Origin of the sequence: Curtobacterium sp. MCJR17_055 (genome assembly GCF_003224335.1) — a bacterium.
Taxonomy (GTDB): Bacteria; Actinomycetota; Actinomycetes; order Actinomycetales; family Microbacteriaceae; genus Curtobacterium.
Window position 1 is genome coordinate 25194 of record NZ_QKLF01000002.1, and the last position, 17015, is coordinate 42208.

The following is a 17015-nucleotide window of genomic DNA, read 5'->3' on the forward strand; positions in this document are numbered from 1 at the left end:
CCCCCGTTCGGGCGACACGATCAGCGGTGACGACACGGAGCCGTTCGACAACCCGTGAAGCGATCACCGAGACCGGGACTACGCCGATCGCGAGAACGTCAGCACCAGCGCGCCGAGCTCGCTCTGGAGAGGCCAGGAGTCCGCGACCGTCCGTCCGGCCTCCCGCACGATCGACCGGGAAACTGGACTCCCCTGTTCCTGCGCCAGAGCACGGGCGAGGACCGACCGCACCGCATGGATCTGTTCGGCTGAGGCTGCGTCCTCAGCGCCGCGCCGGTCCAGGGTGTCGATCAGGTCAAGCAAGCTCATGTCGTCCATCCGGTCGCGTCCGCGCAGACCATGCGGCGACCTCAAGAACGACGGCATCCGAGGAGTCCCGGCGAAGCGCCGAATCTGCGCGACTGAGCCCTCACCTCGAGGGAGCCGTCACTCCTGAAAGGCCATCAACAGCTGCAGGCCCCTGTCACGGTTCCGCCGAGAAACCGAAGACGACCCACCTTCTCGCGCACGCGAACGAGGGCCTCCCGGTGTCGGAATGATGCTTCGCCGATCTGGAACCGAGTCGAGCCTCCTGCTTCGAGCCTCGAGGCGATCGCGTCTTTGTTGTCGGCCGTCACGCCCCGCCTGAGGACGAGCGGACCACATTCCTTCGTCATGATCGCGACCTGGTCGAACGACGATCCGATTCCCTTACCGGAAGCGCTCGACCCGATGTCTCCTTCGGCACCCGTCACGGTGCACATGACGGAGATCACGTGCGCGTCGTCGTAGGCCTTCCACGCCCGTGAGCCCCCGAGGACCAGCGCGGTGACAAGCACCATCGCGCTCAACATCGAGATCACCAGCACGTTCCCGCGGCGCCGTTTCGCTCCCACGTTGCTCCTTGTCGATGTCCCGCCGGGGACCATCATCGTCGTAGCCCTCTGCCGGCCGCCGGATCGGTCCCATTGCATGGCGCGGCTCACCTTCCACGCTCGGCTCGCACATCGAGCACATTGGGTGCGACGCCGACCGCTTGGAACCATCCCCGCAGGCGTGCAGACCCTTGACCGATCTTGACGTCGTAACGCTCCCCGCCCACGACTCCAGATGCTTTCTCCTCGGCTGCCTCGGCGGTGAGCCCTCCACTCAATACAAGCGTTCCACAATCCGGTGACCGGTACTCCACCTGGTTGGACGATGTGCCAACTCCCTGCAACGACCGACTTGAAGCGGAGCCGGCGTAGGCCGCCGTCACCTTGCAGTTGATCGTCGTGATGTGTGCGCGGTCGTAGTTCTCGAGCATCGCCGGCCCGATCGCGAACACGAAGAGCACGAGCATGAAGAGCGCCATCACGAGCAGCAAAACCAACCATCGCATCGGCCTCGACAACCTCCGCCCGCTGACCATCGACTGCCCGGAAAGCTCCACGTTTCCTCCTCTACTCGGTTACTCCCCTTGCCGTCGACTTCAGCGACGCGCCTCATGCACGTCGTCGATCAGGACACCGACCTTGCGTTCGCCTGCATGACCATAATCACCACGACGAACACCAATCGTCGCCGCTGACCTTTCCCGCTTCCGCTGTTCACCGCGTCCGGCGCTAGTGCACCTTCACGACCGCTGGAGTTCGCAGGACGCGAAGCACGCTTCGGAAGGACGCCTCTCCCATCTCGAACTCGTACTGCTGCCCGGCTCGAACTTCCGTGCGATCACATTGCGGTTCTTCGCAGTCACTCCACTTCGCACGACGAGCGCCCCGCGACAGACGGAGCGCACCACCACCCGGTCGTAGGACACTCCACGCCCCTCCCCGAGGTGGATGACCGCACCCCGCCCTCTGCTGAGATGACCCTGCCTCGCACGGCGATCGGATGTGTCCGGTCCCAGGCAGAGCCCCCGACTTGCACCACCAGGATCATGATCGGCATGAGCGCGAAGCGCCAGAACCCGGATCGCGCGCCTTCGCTTCGTGCTCCTCGTCGGAGGAACACCGTCAGGCACCCTGGTCCCACCATTCCTTATTCGTCGCCCGGCCGTCTTCAGTCAGCGGCTCCGTCGGTGACGCTACGCATCCCAAATGCAAGGGTCAGGGCCAGGGCAGGGCGAAGAATACGACCACGATCCCTGAGTTCCAGATTGCCGCGATCCGGGCCGTCCGGGCCATCTGGCTCGTTAGTCGCCGACGGTGTGGACTCAGCCGCTGAACATCTCCCAGGCAGCGTCGCCGATACCTCGGACAGCGACGCCGGACGCATTCGAGCCCCAAAAAAGCGACCCTGCTGCTGCGTACTGAACAGTCCGTCAGCGGTTTGTGGCTGCGTATGAGGCATCTTCCCCAACTGTCGTCGGCTGTCACCCCTCGGCGGACGACGAGGGTTCAGGCTCGTTGGAAGTCCTGCACGAAGACCGCCTGACGGATGGTGTTCAGGAAGGGGTGCAGCCGGTACGAACCTGCACCGACATTGAACTTCCACGTCGTCCCGGGCGCGAAGCCGTCGGTGATTGATTCTTTGTTGTCCCTCGTCACGCCCCAGCGCAACGTCAACGTCCCGCAGCCAGAAGTCTCGATCACGACCTGATTGGTCGATGAACCGATGCCCCTGACCGAGTGCGACGAACCAACGCCGATCCGTGCCGAGAGCACTTTGCACGACACCTCGACCCGATGAGCCGCGTCGTAGACCTTCAGCGTGATCGGGCCGACGAAGATCACGAGCACTGGGACCAGGACGACCAGGACGACCAGGACGACCAGGACGACCAGGACGAGGATCCCGATCGCGACGAGACGATCACGTCGCTTCGAGCGACTCGGCTTCCCACTGGCATCGGTCTTCGTGAATACCGCCATGGTCGTTCCCCTCGCCGTTCGGATCAGCGGCGAACTGGGTGCAGCGGACCTGTTCGTCCGCTCGCGCCAGAGATCGCGCCGTTGATCCCGTCCTGCAGATAGTCTCGTGGATCCTTCCGAACGAGCACGTCGTTCACCACGCCGCCCGCCCCTCCCGCGACGTGGTCGACGACGGTGCTTCACCGGGCGACGTCCCGAGCCATGGCGTGGTCGCCGCTCTGGATGTGTCGTCCGGTGGGGATGGGAAGCCGGACCAAGCGGCGACCTCGGCGCAACAAGACATCAGCGCCTCGTCGCCTCTCGAGTACGAAGAGACCTGAGATGCCCTCCGAGCACTGCGCTGCCGAAAGCACTCAGGATGTAGCTGGGGATGAGGACCAACCAGATTCCGCCGATCTGGCGACTGATGAACATCAGAGCAATCATCGAGATCACCAGCACCGGCGTACCGATGCTCGCGCGGCAGAGATAAAAACCCCTCCGATGAAGATCAGACCGCCAGCGGCACCGGTCAGTGCGACGGGGAGAACGCCGCCAACGCGATCACCGACGGAAATAACGGGGAACAAGACTGCCGCCAGTACCGCAACAGATGCCAAAACGAGCGCACTTGACTGCTGGAAAGTGCCAGAGTCAAGCTTCGGACTCATCGTGCCGTTCCGATCCCGAAAATATCACGAATTGATCCTGGTCCCACCCCGGTCGCCACCCCAAGGTGGCCGACTTACTGAGTCGCTCAGCGCTTTCTCCTCGACTGAGCAGCGCTCCACTCGCTTCAAGCACGACGGTAGGAGAGCAACTCAGGCGAGGCCCCGAACAGCTTCAACAAACCGCGCACCTTGAGCGATCCATCCCCGGCCTCGAACTCGTACTCAGCTCCGGTCTCGAACCTGGATGCAACGTCGCGGCTGTTGTCCGCAGTGACGCCGGTGCGCAACACGAACTTGCCGCAATCGCTCGACTCGATGACGACTTGCGGGATGGACGCGCCGACCCCTTTCGCCGAGCGAGTGGAACCGGTGCTCGCTTTCGCGGAGGAGACCTCACAGGTCAACGTGACGTTGTGCGCGTTGTCGTATGACCGAAGCACCGCGGGGCCAGCGAGGAAGAACGCACTCACGAAGACGATCAGGAAAGCCCAGAGCAGGAACAATACCCATGCCTTGGTCTTCGACATCTTCCGTCTCGCTGCAGTCACCAATACGTCTCCCAAGAACTCGGTACGATCGCCCGTGCGTCCAGTTTGTCAGCCAGCGGAGTGAACGGGCTTCGTCGGCCCCTCCCCGCCGGACACAGCACCTCCGAAGAACGTTGTGCCGAAGTCCTGCGCGACACCGTCTCCGCCCGGGCGGACGGCCTCGTTCACGACAGCACCGACCCCACCGACGAAGCGGTCGGTGATGTCACCCGTCACGGCGTTCCACCGCGAGACGGCGCTGGGCAGCTCATGTCCGACCCATCCTTCGGGGACATCCGGGCCGATCGGCAGCTTCGAGACGAGAGGGCTGAGAGCGCTTGATGCAACGCTCGTTCCTGCGCCCACCCCGAACCCAGTCGCGGCGGCATTTACGTACCCCAAGGCGCTCTTGTCAGTGATCTGCGGGTCGATCGCATAGCTCCCGACGTTCGACGTTGCCCCCGAAAGCCCCGACGCAACGGCAGCCCGACCTGTCGAGCCAATGGCTGTGGTCGCTGCTTGGCGGAGGGCAGGCTGCGAGATCCGAGCAATCTGCGGCGTGACGGCTTGCGTGATCTTCGGAGCCCACTGTGCAAGCTTCGCCGCGGCGCCACCGCCGACCGCCCCGGCGACTCCCCCGATCACGGTGTCCAATCCGACCGCACCCCAATCAACCCTGCCGTCAGCTCCCTTGTTCGACTGGATCGAAAGCCCGCCGGAGAGGGCGGCTCCTGCACCAGCCGCCATCGCGATCGCGACGATTGGCCCGACCGGGGTCACCATCGACGCGATCGTCAGCCCGATCCCGACGCCGACCGCCACAGCTGCGATCTCGTCGGCGTGCTCATCCGCCCAGTCCTTGAGACCGCCCTGGTGCGCATCCCGGTACGCCTGCAGGTCCTTGTCCGTCGCCGGCCGCAGCCCGAGCGGGTCGACCGCGTGCAGCGGGTCGTTCCCCGCGTACGAGTAGGGGTTCCCCGACCACCCAGCTCCGACGACCGGCGCGAGCGGGTCCGTCGACAGGAAGCCCTTCGCCACGGGGTCGTACACCCGTGCCCCGAGCCACTCCATCCCCCCGATGCTCAGGCTTCCGCCCGGGGTCAGCCCGACTCCGGACGGCAGCGCAGCGCCGCCGTCGATCCCGCTCGTCGATGCGAGGAGCGCCCAGGGATCGGTCGCGTCGGTCGCACGCGCCCCGCGCCAGTTCCCTGCTGTCCAGCTCCCGTCGACGGCGAGGATCCCGCCCGGGGCTTCCAGCACCGGCGTCGCGCCGACCGAGGTCAGGACCGGGACACCTGCTGCGGTGTCCCACCAGGTGTCGACTCCTCCGACTTCCGCGACCTCGCCCAGAGCGTCGGTCCACACCTCGAGCCGGCCGGTCTCGTCGTACGTCGCGTCCCGCTCGAAGACTCCGGCCAGGAACCCGAGGTCCGACCAGGCGTACTCGGTGGTCGAACCGTCCGGAGCAGTCCGCCGGACGCGCCGTCCGAGTCCGTCGTGCACGTACTCGGTCCGCGCACCGTCAGCACCGGTGGTGGCGACGAGTTGCCCGGCAGCGTCGTACTCGTGCCGGAGTTCCGCATCGTCGACGGTCTCGGCGACGAGGCGTCCTGCTGCGTCGTACCGCCAGGTCCGACCACGGCCGCCGTCGTCGAGTGCGCTGACGAGTTGCGCCGCGGCGTCGTGGACGTAGGTCCGGTGACCGTCCGCGCCGGTGATCGCCGCGATGCGGTCGTCCTCGTCGTGGTCGATGCGGGTCGTCGTGCCACCCTCCGGCGTGGTCACGGTGTGTTCGACGAGCGACCCGCGCTCGTACGACCACGACTGGACGACGTCACCGGTCGAGGCCTGGACGATGCGCCCGAGGGTGTCCAGGGTGAACGCGGCGGGCGCGAGTCCTTCCCGTTCGACGCCGACGACGCGGCCGGCGGCGTCCCTGCGCCATGTCGTGCGGTTGCCGTCGGGGTCCGTACGGGCAGCACGACGGCCGTCGACGTCGTACTCCCAGGACATCGCCTGCCCGCCCCGGCTCCGCCGGACGAGCAGACCCCGCCGGTCGAAGCACAGCTCGTGCTCGATGTCCCGACCAGGGCCACGCGTGTGGTCGGTGACGACGACGGTCCGTCGAGCTCTGTCGTGCGCGGTCTCCGCCACGAGGGCGCCGTCCACAAAGATCCGCTGTTCACGTCCTGCTGCGTCGTACGCCCACTCGACGACCCCGCCGTCGGGGTCCGTCTGCTGGATGCGGCGACCGGCGTCGTCGAGTCGTGCGGTGGTCGTCCTGCCCAACGGATCCGTGATGCCGATCAGCCGTCCGGCAGCGTCGTAGGCGTACCGGGTGACACCACCCACCGGGTCGGTCGCGCTGGTCAGGCGCCCGTCGGCGTCGTACGTGTAGGCGGTCACTCCGCCCAGGCCGTTCTCGGCCTCGACGAGCTGGCCCGCGGCGTCGTAGCGGAACCGACGTCGACCGTGACGTGCGTCGTGGACGGAGACGAGCCTCCCGGCCGCGTCCCAGCGGTAGCGAGCCGTTCCTTCTCCGGGTGCGGTCCGCGCGACGACGCGTCCGACGACGTCGTACTCGATGCGCTCGACGTCACCCGTCGGCAAGATCCGCGCGACGACCCGTGAGTCTGCGTCGTAGGTGATCGTCGTCCGCGCCCCGAGTGGGTCGGTGGCGGCCGAAGGCCGGCCACAGGCGTCGTACTCGTAGGTCGTCCGCCCACCGCTCGGCGACGTGATCGCGCTGATCCGGCCACTCGGGTCGCGCTCGATACGGGTGAGGCCACCCTCACCGTCCACCAGCTCGACCGGTCGGCCACAAGCGTCGTACGTCACGAGTTCGGAACCGGTCTCGTCGGACGTCACCTCGACGGGCCGTCCGAACTCGTCGGACCGGACGGTGGTCGTCGCGAACGCGTCCGACAACGTGGAGATGCCAGTGGCCGGGTCCTCCGAGAACTCCTTGCGGACTCCGGTGGGGTCGGTCACGGCGTGCAGGTCGCCGTTGACCCCGTACTCCCGGCGCCACACTGCGCCGGTGGGGTCGACGACGGACTGGAGGCGCGACAAGGCGTCGTGCGCGAAGGTCCAGGACGCGCCGCTCGGCAGGGTGACCTGCAGCGGGTTGGCCTGGTCGTCGTAGGTCCGGCGGGTGGTCCGTCCGAGCGCGTCGGTCGTGGAGGCGAGTTCACCGTCCGCCCCGTAGGCGAGGACGGTCCGCGCATCGATCGGGTCGGTCACGGCGCTGACGCGTCCACCCGCGGTGTACTCGACCGTCCACGTCGCGCCGTCGGGGTCACGGCGAGCGACGACCTGACCGGCGGCACCGTAGCGGTACTCCGTGCGGGCGCCGGTGGGGCTGATGGTCGCGACGGCGTGACCGGCGGCGTCCCGCTCGATCCGTGCGACGTGCCCGGCAGCGTTGGTCACGGCGACGAGCTCGCCCGACGCGTCGTGGTCGAGGCTGAGCGTGACACCGGTGGGGTCGACGACCCGGAGGAGCAGGCCGTGGTCCCACGTGAGTTCGGTTCGTCCGCCCATCGGGTCGATGACGACCGACGGGTCACGCTCGTCACCGTCGTACTCGTACGTGACGACGCTGCCGCTCTCCGTGACCACGGTCGTGACGCGGTCGGCGTCGTCGTAGCCGTACGTCAGGTCCCCACCGGTCGGCGTGACCGTCCGCGTACGGCGGCCTCGCGCGTCGTAGGCGTGCACGGTGACCGAACCGTCGCGTTCCGTCGCTGACACGAGGTTGCCGTGCGGGTCGTAGCTCATCGACTGTCGACGGTCATCCGAGTCGATGATCCCGACGAGTCGACCCTTCGGGTCCGCGATCCAGGCGTTCGAACGCGTCCCGTCCTGGTCGGAGACCACGGTCACGCGGCCGGGGAGGTAGGCGAACCGGACTCGGCGGCCGTGCGGGCTGGTCTGCTCGACGACACGACGCTGCGCGTCGTACACGTTGTCGACCTCGAGCACGCCGTCGGCACTCGTGACCGTCACGATGAGGTCGTCCTCGTCCCAGCCGTACGTCCTGGTCCCGAGCGGGGTCGCGGCCGAGACCAGGCGCCCTCGGTCGTCGTACCCGTACTCCACCCGACGTCCGTCGGAGGCCCGCAGCACGGCGACACGACCGTCGACGTACTCGATGTCCACGAAGCGACCGCGTTCGTGGCGGAGACGCACGACGGCGTCGGAAGCGTCCCGTTCCACCGCCACGGCTGTTCCGGGTCCGGCGCTCTCGCCGACCCAGAGACCAGTCGGGGTGAAGTCGATACGACCACCCTCGTTGTCCCGCACGACCAGGAGGTCTGCCTCCGTCGTGAGCCACCGGTTCTCGCCGACGCCGCGCGCCCAACCGGTGCCGGCCCGGGGGAAGCGGACGAGCCGGCCGTCGGCACCGACGAAGGACGCGCCCTCGTCGTCGAGGAGCAGGCGGGTCTCGAGGACGGACGCCCACCCCGGGCCGAAGACCCCGACCCGCTGGTCGAGGGAGTTGTACATGCGCGAGACCCTGAGGGACGCGGATGCGCCGTCGAAGGAGAGGTCGAGCTCTGGCTCGAGGAAGTTGCCGGTCGTCGTGTTGACCGGGTCCATCGAGTAACCGGTCGTCGGCTGCGCGCCGTAGGCGGTGGGCGGATCGATCTGCAGGTCGGTCCGGTTGGCCGACACGCCCGCGGCCTGCAGAGCTGCGCCGAGCGCTGCGTCGGACACGGTCGAGACCGCGCCTTCACCCCCGGCGGCGGCGAAGGCGTCGGCGATGGTCTTCGCCCAGGCGACGTCCTGGTCGTTGGCTGCGAGCCACCGCTCGAAGCCGGTGACGAGCCCGTCCGCGTTGATCGTGCCCCAGGAGCACAGGGACGCGAAGTCGGACAGCTTGCCCCGGAGCAGCCCGGGCTTCCCGGACAGCTCGGAGTTCAACGACGCCGAGCCCGTGGCGAAGGACCGGAGGTCTTCCGGCTTCGCGGACGACGTCCCGCCCCCGCCGCCGCCGGAACCCGGGGAAGGCGTCTGCCTCGGCTTCGGCTGCATCTCCGCGGGGCCGAACGGAGGCGCGGGCTTGTTCTCGATGTCCGGCGGGTTCCCGGTGCCGAACGTGTCGTCCCACCACTTCTCGAACCCGTTGCGTTCAGCCTGCTGCTCCTGCCACTCACGGGCCTGGCGACGCCGTTCGCGTTCTTCTGCGGCGAGCTTCTTCATCTGGTCGACCCACCCCGCGACCGTGCGCATCAGGTCTGAGAGGGTCGTACCGTCGCTCTTCGCGATCGTCGCGTTCTCGGTGAACAGCTGCGAGAAGTGGCCGCGGAACTCCTGCGAGGCCGTCGACACGTACGACTGACGACTCCCGATCTGACCGTCGATCGCACTCGCCGCGCCGCGCATGGCGCTGGCGAGCGCATCAGCGGTGGCGTCGTCGAACTCGATCGGATCGGTGTTGGCGTGCAGCTGTCCTGACACGGTTGTCGTCCCCCCGGAAGAAGTGGTGCTGGTCGTGATGGTCCGCGTCGAACGCGGGAACCCGGGCCGTCGAACCAGTCGACGACCCGGGCGTTGTCGGTCGGTGTTACGCGCCGCCACCCGCGGTGAAGATGTCCTGCGAGATCTTGTCGAGCTGCGTGCGGAGCTGCTCGAGCTCCGTCTTCGCCTTGTCCAGCGCAGCCTTGGTCTCCGGCCACGTCGAACCACGGAAGTTCGACGCCAACGGGCCGTCCCACACGTTCGAGTCGGACAGGATGCGCCCCTGCGCATCGAGCTGCGAGATCTGGTCCGTGAACCCACCGTTCACGATGGACTGGATCTGACGGATGGCGGTCTTCGCCTGCTCGGTCGAAAGCACACGCGACATGGTGAACCCCTCTTCTCTTCGTACCTGCACCCCCGCGCAGAAGATCCCCCGGAGGCTCTGACGCGCACCACCATACCGAGTCGTCCACCCGCTCGTACCCTCCTGTGCACAGCTGATCCGCCGTCCCGACGACTGCCCGTTCACCCTCTGTCTCCACAGGCGCAACCCGGGCCGCTCCCGGTGCAGGGTGCTGGTGGCAGGATGTGGCCATGGACACCGAACCGCAGCTGGACGGCGACTCCGTCGCGAACGACCTCGACGACTTCGACGAGGTCGTGGAGATCGAGCACGAGTCGCTGCCCTCGGACCGGTACTTCGACCGTGAGCTCAGCTGGCTCCGCTTCAACCAGCGCGTGCTCGAGCTCGGTGAAGACCGGACGCAGCCGCTGCTCGAGCGTGCGAACTTCCTCGCGATCTTCGCGTCGAACCTCGACGAGTTCTTCATGGTCCGCGTCGCCGGCCTGAAGCGCCGCATCGACACCGGCATCGCGGTCCCCACCAACGTCGGTCGCGCGCCGAGCGACGTCCTGCGCGACATCGCGATGAAGGCGCACGAGCTGCAGGAACGGCACGCCAACGCCTTCATCGGGTCGCTCAAGCCCGACCTCGACGCCGCCGGCATCCACGTCGAGCACTGGTCCGACCTGGGCGAGGACGACCGCCTGCGGATGCGTGAGTACTTCAGCGAGCAGATCTTCCCGGTGCTCATGCCGCTCGCAGTCGACCCGGCACACCCGTTCCCCTACATCTCCGGCCTCTCGCTCAACCTGGCGGTGCGGGTGCGCAACCCGAAGTCGCAGCGGCAGGAGTTCGCGCGCCTCAAGGTGCCGCAGAACTACCCGCGCTTCATCAAGCTCCCGGACGACAACTCGGGGCGGCTGCGCTTCATCCCCCTCGAAGACCTCATCGCGAACCACCTGCCGGACCTGTTCCCGGGCATGGAGGTCCTCGAGCACCACGTGTTCCGCATCACCCGCAACGAGGACGTCGAGATCGAGGAGGACGAGGCCGAGAACCTCATCCAAGCACTCGAGCGAGAGCTCCTCCGCCGTCGCTTCGGTCCGCCGATCCGGCTCGAGATCACCGAGGACATGGACCCGGTGACGCTCGACCTCCTGGTGCGCGAACTCGACATCACCGAGCAGGAGGTCTACCGCCTGCCGTCGCCGCTCGACCTCGGCGGGCTGTTCGAGATCGCCAAGATCGCCCGTCCCGACCTGCACTACCCGCGTCACGTCCCGACGACCCCGGTGCAGTTCCAGCCGGGCGAACCGAACACGAAGCCCGACCTGTTCCGCGCGATCGCCGCGCGCGACGTCCTGGTCCACCACCCGTACGAGTCCTTCGCGACCAGCGTGCAGGCGTTCCTCGAGCAGGCCGCAGCCGACCCGAACGTCCTCGCGATCAAGCAGACGCTGTACCGCACGTCGGGCGACTCCCCCATCGTCGAGGCCCTCATCGACGCCGCAGCTGCCGGTAAGCAGGTCCTCGCCCTGGTCGAGATCAAGGCGCGCTTCGACGAGCAGAACAACATCACGTGGGCCCGCAAGCTCGAGAAGGCCGGCGTGCACGTCGTCTACGGCCTGGTCGGGCTGAAGACGCACTCCAAGCTGGTGCTCGTCATCCGCCAGGAGGGCGGGACGCTCAAGCACTACAGCCACATCGGCACGGGCAACTACAACCCGAAGACCTCGCGGATCTACGAGGACATGGGCCTCTTCACCGCGGACGACACGGTGGGCAAGGACCTGACGCGCCTGTTCAACGAGCTGTCGGGCTACGCCATCGAGAAGAAGTTCAAGCGACTGCTGGTCGCGCCGCTGCACCTGCGGAAGGGGCTGGTCAAGCGCATCCAGACAGAGGCGCAGAACGCCCGCGACGGGAAGCCCTCGGGCATCCGCATCAAGGTCAACTCGATGGTCGACGAGCAGATCATCGACGCGCTCTACCTGGCGAGCCAGGCCGGTGTCCCCGTCGACGTCTGGGTCCGCGGGATCTGCTCGCTGAAGCCCGGACTCGAAGGGGTCAGCGAGACCATCCGCGTCCGGAGCATCGTCGGACGGTACCTGGAGCACTCCCGGGCCTTCGCGTTCCACAACGACGGCGACCCGGTCGTCTTCATCGGCAGCGCAGACATGATGCACCGCAACCTCGACCGTCGCGTCGAAGCCCTGGTGCGGCTCACCGCTCCCGCGCACATCGACGAGGTCCAGGGGATGTTCGACCTGGCGATGGCCGAGACCACCAGTTCGTGGCACCTGGAGTCGGACGGCGAATGGACCCGCCGCTCGACGGACGAGGACGGTCGACCGCTCGACGACGCCCAGAACGTGCAGATGCGGACGATCTCGGCGCGGAAGCGCTCGACGCGGTGAGTGGAGGGCAGGCAGGCCCGGTCGTCGCGGCCGGGGCCGTGGTGTGGCGCGAGCAGGACGGCGTCCCGCTCGTGCTCCTCATCCACCGGGAGCACCACAAGGACGTCTCGTTCCCCAAGGGCAAGGTCGACCCGGGCGAGAGCGTGCCGGAAGCAGCGGTCCGCGAGATCGACGAGGAGACCGGGTACCGCGTACACCTCGGCGCTCCCCTCGGTCGCGCCGAGTACGTCCTGCCCAGCGGACGCGACAAGGTCGTGCACTACTGGTCGGCGCGGGTGAGCCGGAAGGAGTTCGAGCGGGCGGGGGTCTTCCGCCCGAACGACGAGGTGGCCGCCGTCGAGTGGGTGTCGATCGACGACGCCCGCGCGCGGCTCACCTACGAGCGGGACGTCGCGATCCTCGAGCGCTTCGCCGAGCGCGCGGCGGCAGGCGAGCACGACACCTTCGCCCTGATCGCCCTGCGGCACGCGAAGACCGTCCCCGGTTCGGACTGGGACGGGCCCGATGCGACCCGCCCCCTCCTGCCGGTCGGACGGGCACAGGCGAAGTCCGTGGCGGCGCCGGTCGCGGCGTTCGGTCCGAAGAAGATCGTCAGCAGCACTGCCGCGCGGTGCCTCGCGACCGTCGAGCCGCTGTCCTCCAGGACGAAGCTCGGCGTCTCGAACACCGCCGACATCAGTCAGGACGCGCACGAACGTGGCACCGCCGACGTCAAGGGCGTCGTACGGAAACGCCTCGACAAGGGCAAGTCCGCGGTGCTGTGCTCGCACGGCCCCGTGCTGCCGGACATCATCTCCCGGATCGCGAACGACACCGCCGACGACCGGGCGCGGTTCGACCTCCGCCGGGCCGCCATGCTCTCGGTCGGGGACTTCGCCGTCATGCACATCGCCGGCCGCAAGCTCGTCGCGGTCGAGACGCACCGCAACACCGTCAGCGCCTGACGAAAGGCCCGAGCAGCCCGTCAGCGAGGAGTCCGCCGCCCGATCGGCGAGCCCGGCCGTCCGGCGGCCCGGCCACCGCCAGGACGTGCAGCCCGTCAGGACGGATGACCCGGAACCGGGCCGTCCGACAGGACGGGCAGCCTGGAACCAGCCGTCCGTCAGCACGGGCTGCCACCCGGCCGGGCCGTCGGGAAGCCGAAGAGATCAGCATGGCAGGACCCGCGTCCGGCACGGACGCCGACCATCGGGACCCACCTCAGCCGGTGACAGGCCCGCGGTGTCCCCCGAGCCTCCCGGCCGGAGGGCAGCGTGCCCCTGATCCTGCCCGTGCACGCCGACCCGCGTCCGCCGACCCGCACCGGGTGAACCCCGCGTTCACCTCCCGTTCACCGGAGAGCGTCATCCCGGTCACCTCTCGTCCCTACAGTCGCTCCCGGGTCAGCACCGGCCCGGGGACCACACAGCGGTCCCACTGCACTCACCTCCCGAAGGGACCCCTGTGAACATCAAGCGAATCGGCTCGGTCGCGGCAATCGCGATCGCCGGCGCCGTCGTGCTCTCCTCCTGCGCGGCGAACGAGGACGCGGGCAACGGCGGATCGTCGTCGCCCTCCGCCGCCTCGGGTGTCGACTACTCGAAGCTCTCCGGCACCCTCACCGGCTCGGGCTCCTCCGCGCAGCAGACCGCCGAGGCCACCTGGGCCGCCGGCTTCCAGGAGCAGGCTTCCGGCGTCACGGTGAACTACACGCCCGACGGCTCCGGTGCCGGGCGCGAGAACTTCATGTCGGGTGCCGCTGACTTCGCCGGCTCCGACGCCGCGCTGAAGGAAGAGGAGCTCTCCGGCGAGTTCAAGAACTGCGCCGCGGACTCCAAGGGCATCGACATCCCCGTCTACATCTCCCCGATCGCGATCGCCTACAAGGTCGACGGCGTCTCGGACCTCACCCTCGACGCGAAGAGCATCGCGGGCATCTTCTCCGGCAAGATCACCAAGTGGAACGACGACGAGATCGCCGCGCTGAACGACGGTGTCGACCTGCCGGACTCGAACATCACGGTCGTCCACCGTTCGGACGACTCGGGCACCACACAGAACTTCTCCGAGTACGTCTCCGCGAACGCCGGTGACGTGTGGACCGAAGAGCCCAGCCAGACCTTCCCGTACGAGGTCGGCGACAGCGCGAAGGGCACCTCCGGTGTGGCCTCGGCGATGCAGGGCGCCTCGAACGCGATCACCTACATCGACGACTCCGGCGCCGGTGACCTCGACAAGGCCAAGCTCATGGTCGGCGACACGGCCACCGAGCTCTCGGCCGAGGGCGCTGCCCAGGTCGTCGCCGACTCCGACGTCGCCACGGGCCGCGAGGAGAACGACCTCGCGATCGACATCGACCGCAAGGACACCGCTGAGGGTGCCTGGCCGCTCGTGCTCGTCTCCTACGCCATCGCGTGCCAGGAGTACGAGGACAAGGACAAGGCCGACCTCGTGAAGGCGTACCTCGGCTACGTCGTGTCCGAGGACGCGCAGAAGGCCGCGGCGACGGAGGCCAAGTCGGCCGCCCTGTCGTCCGACCTCGCGGAGAAGGCCGCAGCGGCGGTCGCCTCCATCAAGTAAGTCCCGCTCGCGCCCGGACGCCGGTCCCACCCACCTGACCGGCGTCCGGGCTCTCGCCCGTCCCGACGCGAGCCGCCTCCGCGCCCGTCGCGATCCCCACGAACCACCTCTCCCCCGAACCCTCGCGCTCACCCCGACGCGATCCTCCGACAGGAGCTCCATGACGACCGCACCGGTCCGAGACCAGGACACCGCCACCCCGTCGAAGCCCAAGGCCGTCGTCCGCATCGGCGATCGGGTGTTCTCCACCGCCTCCGTCGTGGCGGGCAGTCTCATCCTCTTCGTCCTCGCGCTCGTCGCGGCGTTCCTCATCTGGCAGAGCCTCCCTGCGTTCTCGGCGAAGGCCGGCGACCTGCCGAACGACGCCGCGAACTTCTGGGACTACGTCGGCCCGCTCGTCTTCGGCACGGTGTGGTCGGCGTTCCTGGCGCTCGTCATGGCCGTGCCGCTGTCGCTCGGCATCGCGCTCTTCATCTCGCACTACGCGCCGCGCCGCCTGGCACCGGTGCTCGGGTACGTCATCGACCTGCTGGCCGCGGTCCCGTCGGTCGTCTACGGACTGTGGGGCATCGTGGTGCTGGCACGGTTCGTCCGCCCGTTCTACGAGTTCCTCAACGAGCACTTCGGCTGGATCCCGCTGTTCTCCGGTCAGGTCTCCGGGACCGGGCGCACCATCCTCACCGCGTCGATCGTCCTCGCGGTCATGGCGATCCCGATCATGACCGCCGTCATGCGCGAGATCTTCTTGCAGGCGCCGACCCTGAACGAGGAAGCGGCCCTGGCCCTCGGCGCGACGCGCTGGGAGATGATCCGGATGTCGGTCCTGCCGTTCGCCAAGTCCGGCATCGTGTCCGCGATCATGCTCGGGCTCGGTCGTGCACTCGGCGAGACGATGGCGATCGCGCTGGTCCTGTCGGTGTCGACGAACATCACCTTCAACCTGATCGGGTCGCTCAACCCGTCGACCATCGCGGCGAACATCGCGCTGCAGTTCGCCGAGGCCTCGGGGACTGCGCTCAACGCCCTGGTCGCCTCCGGCCTGATCCTCTTCGTCATCACCCTGGTCATCAACATGCTCGCGCGGTACATCGTCCGCAAGCGAGTCTCCTGACGGGAAAGGTCGCACCCCGATGTCCCTCGCACTCCGTCAGCCCGCCGGCAACGTCTTCGCCAACGGGAAGCTCCACAAGTCCGTCCCGTGGCTGCTCCTCATCGGCAGCTGGGTCGCCCTCGGCCTGGTGTTCGCCCTGCTCGCCGCCAGCGGCGCCACGGAGGACTTCAACATCGTGGCCGCGGTCTTCCTCGGCACGGTCCTGTTCGACGTCCTCATCGTCGTCCTCTCCCGGATCGTCGAGGGTGGGCGGAAGGCCGTCGACCGGCTCATCACCTCGCTCGTCGTCACCGCCTTCGTGATCGCGGTGCTGCCGCTGATCTCCCTGCTCTACACGGTGCTCGCGAAGGGCCTGGCCCGCTTCGACGCCCAGTACTTCTCGTACTCGATGCGCGGGGTCATCTCCGAGGGCGGCGGCGCGGTCCACGCCCTCGTCGGCACCCTGGAGATCACGCTCTTCGCAGCGCTCATCAGCGTGCCGATCGGCCTCCTGACCTCCATCTACCTGGTCGAGTACGGCAAGGGTCCGCTCGCCCGAGGGATCACGTTCTTCGTCGACGTCATGACGGGCATCCCGTCGATCGTCGCCGGCCTCTTCGCCTACTCGCTCTTCGCGTTGATCCTCGGCCCGGGCTCGCGCTTCGGCCTGGTGGGCTCGATCGCCCTCGCGGTGCTGATGATCCCGATCGTCGTGCGCTCCACCGAGGAGGTCCTGAAGATCGTGCCGATGGAACTCCGCGAAGCCTCGTACGCGCTCGGTGTCCCGAAGTGGCTCACGATCGTGAAGGTCGTGCTCCCCACGAGCCTCGCCGGCATCACGACCGGTGTGATGCTCTCGATCGCCCGCGTCATCGGCGAGACCGCGCCGCTGCTCGTCACGGCCGGCTTCACCTCGAGCATGAACTACGACCTGTTCGGGGACCCGATGATGACGCTGCCGGTGTTCGCGTACACGCAGTACTCGCAGCAGGGCGCCAACCCGGTGCCGTTCGTCGACCGGGCCTGGACGGCAGCGCTGCTCCTCATCCTCATCGTGATGGTGCTCAACCTGCTCGCCCGCTTCATCACCCGCCTCTTCGCCCCGAAGCTCCCGCGCTAGCGCGGGACA

12 protein-coding genes are annotated in these 17015 nt (G+C 68.0%); 5 read left to right on the top strand and 7 right to left on the bottom strand.

Annotation, left to right across the window (positions count from 1 at the left end; genetic code table 11):
- Positions 1 to 78: 78 nt before the first annotated feature.
- From DEJ16_RS04175 to DEJ16_RS04210, 7 genes are all read right to left on the bottom strand, one after another.
- Positions 79 to 318 (bottom strand): hypothetical protein, encoded by a 240-nt coding sequence (locus tag DEJ16_RS04175; RefSeq protein ID WP_110824126.1) that lies wholly within the window; start codon positions 316 to 318, stop codon positions 79 to 81.
- Positions 319 to 443: 125 nt separating this feature from the next.
- Positions 444 to 953 (bottom strand): hypothetical protein, encoded by a 510-nt coding sequence (locus DEJ16_RS04180; protein ID WP_146232816.1) that lies wholly within the window; start codon positions 951 to 953, stop codon positions 444 to 446.
- Positions 954 to 961: 8 nt separating this feature from the next.
- A complete protein-coding gene (locus DEJ16_RS04185) occupies positions 962 to 1411 on the bottom strand; it encodes a hypothetical protein (protein ID WP_110824128.1) in 450 nt (149 codons plus the stop codon).
- A 949-nt stretch (positions 1412 to 2360) separates the two neighbouring features.
- Complete coding sequence (locus tag DEJ16_RS04190) at positions 2361 to 2834, bottom strand: hypothetical protein (RefSeq protein WP_181419451.1); 474 nt, start codon at positions 2832 to 2834, stop codon at positions 2361 to 2363.
- A gap of 775 nt (positions 2835 to 3609) precedes the next feature.
- Positions 3610 to 4011 (bottom strand): hypothetical protein, encoded by a 402-nt coding sequence (locus DEJ16_RS04200; protein ID WP_110824131.1) that lies wholly within the window; start codon positions 4009 to 4011, stop codon positions 3610 to 3612.
- A gap of 69 nt (positions 4012 to 4080) precedes the next feature.
- Positions 4081 to 9474, bottom strand: a complete 5394-nt coding sequence (locus tag DEJ16_RS04205) for a DUF6531 domain-containing protein (RefSeq protein ID WP_110824132.1) — start codon at positions 9472 to 9474, stop codon at positions 4081 to 4083.
- A gap of 106 nt (positions 9475 to 9580) precedes the next feature.
- Positions 9581 to 9862 (bottom strand): pyrophosphorylase, encoded by a 282-nt coding sequence (locus DEJ16_RS04210; RefSeq protein WP_110824133.1) that lies wholly within the window; start codon positions 9860 to 9862, stop codon positions 9581 to 9583.
- Between the two features lie 209 nt (positions 9863 to 10071).
- Between DEJ16_RS04210 and DEJ16_RS04215 the strand changes: the two genes are divergently transcribed.
- The 5 genes from DEJ16_RS04215 to pstA all read left to right on the top strand — a co-directional run bounded on the left by DEJ16_RS04215 (position 10072) and on the right by pstA (position 17006).
- Positions 10072 to 12237, top strand: coding sequence for an RNA degradosome polyphosphate kinase (locus tag DEJ16_RS04215; RefSeq protein ID WP_110824134.1), 2166 nt, complete (start codon positions 10072 to 10074; stop codon positions 12235 to 12237).
- The gene (locus tag DEJ16_RS04220; protein ID WP_181419452.1) at positions 12234 to 13181 is read left to right on the top strand and encodes an NUDIX domain-containing protein; all 948 of its coding nucleotides are present in this window, start codon (positions 12234 to 12236) and stop codon (positions 13179 to 13181) included. Before DEJ16_RS04215 ends, DEJ16_RS04220 begins: the two co-directional genes overlap by 4 nt.
- A gap of 499 nt (positions 13182 to 13680) precedes the next feature.
- Positions 13681 to 14796 carry a phosphate ABC transporter substrate-binding protein PstS gene (gene pstS, locus DEJ16_RS04225; protein ID WP_110824136.1) on the top strand — a complete coding sequence of 372 codons (1116 nt, stop codon included), beginning with the start codon at positions 13681 to 13683 and terminating at the stop codon, positions 14794 to 14796.
- 160 nt (positions 14797 to 14956) lie between these two features.
- Positions 14957 to 15907, top strand: a complete 951-nt coding sequence (pstC, locus tag DEJ16_RS04230) for a phosphate ABC transporter permease subunit PstC (protein WP_110824137.1) — start codon at positions 14957 to 14959, stop codon at positions 15905 to 15907.
- Between the two features lie 19 nt (positions 15908 to 15926).
- Positions 15927 to 17006 (top strand): phosphate ABC transporter permease PstA, encoded by a 1080-nt coding sequence (pstA, locus tag DEJ16_RS04235; RefSeq protein WP_110824138.1) that lies wholly within the window; start codon positions 15927 to 15929, stop codon positions 17004 to 17006.
- Positions 17007 to 17015: the final 9 nt, after the last annotated feature.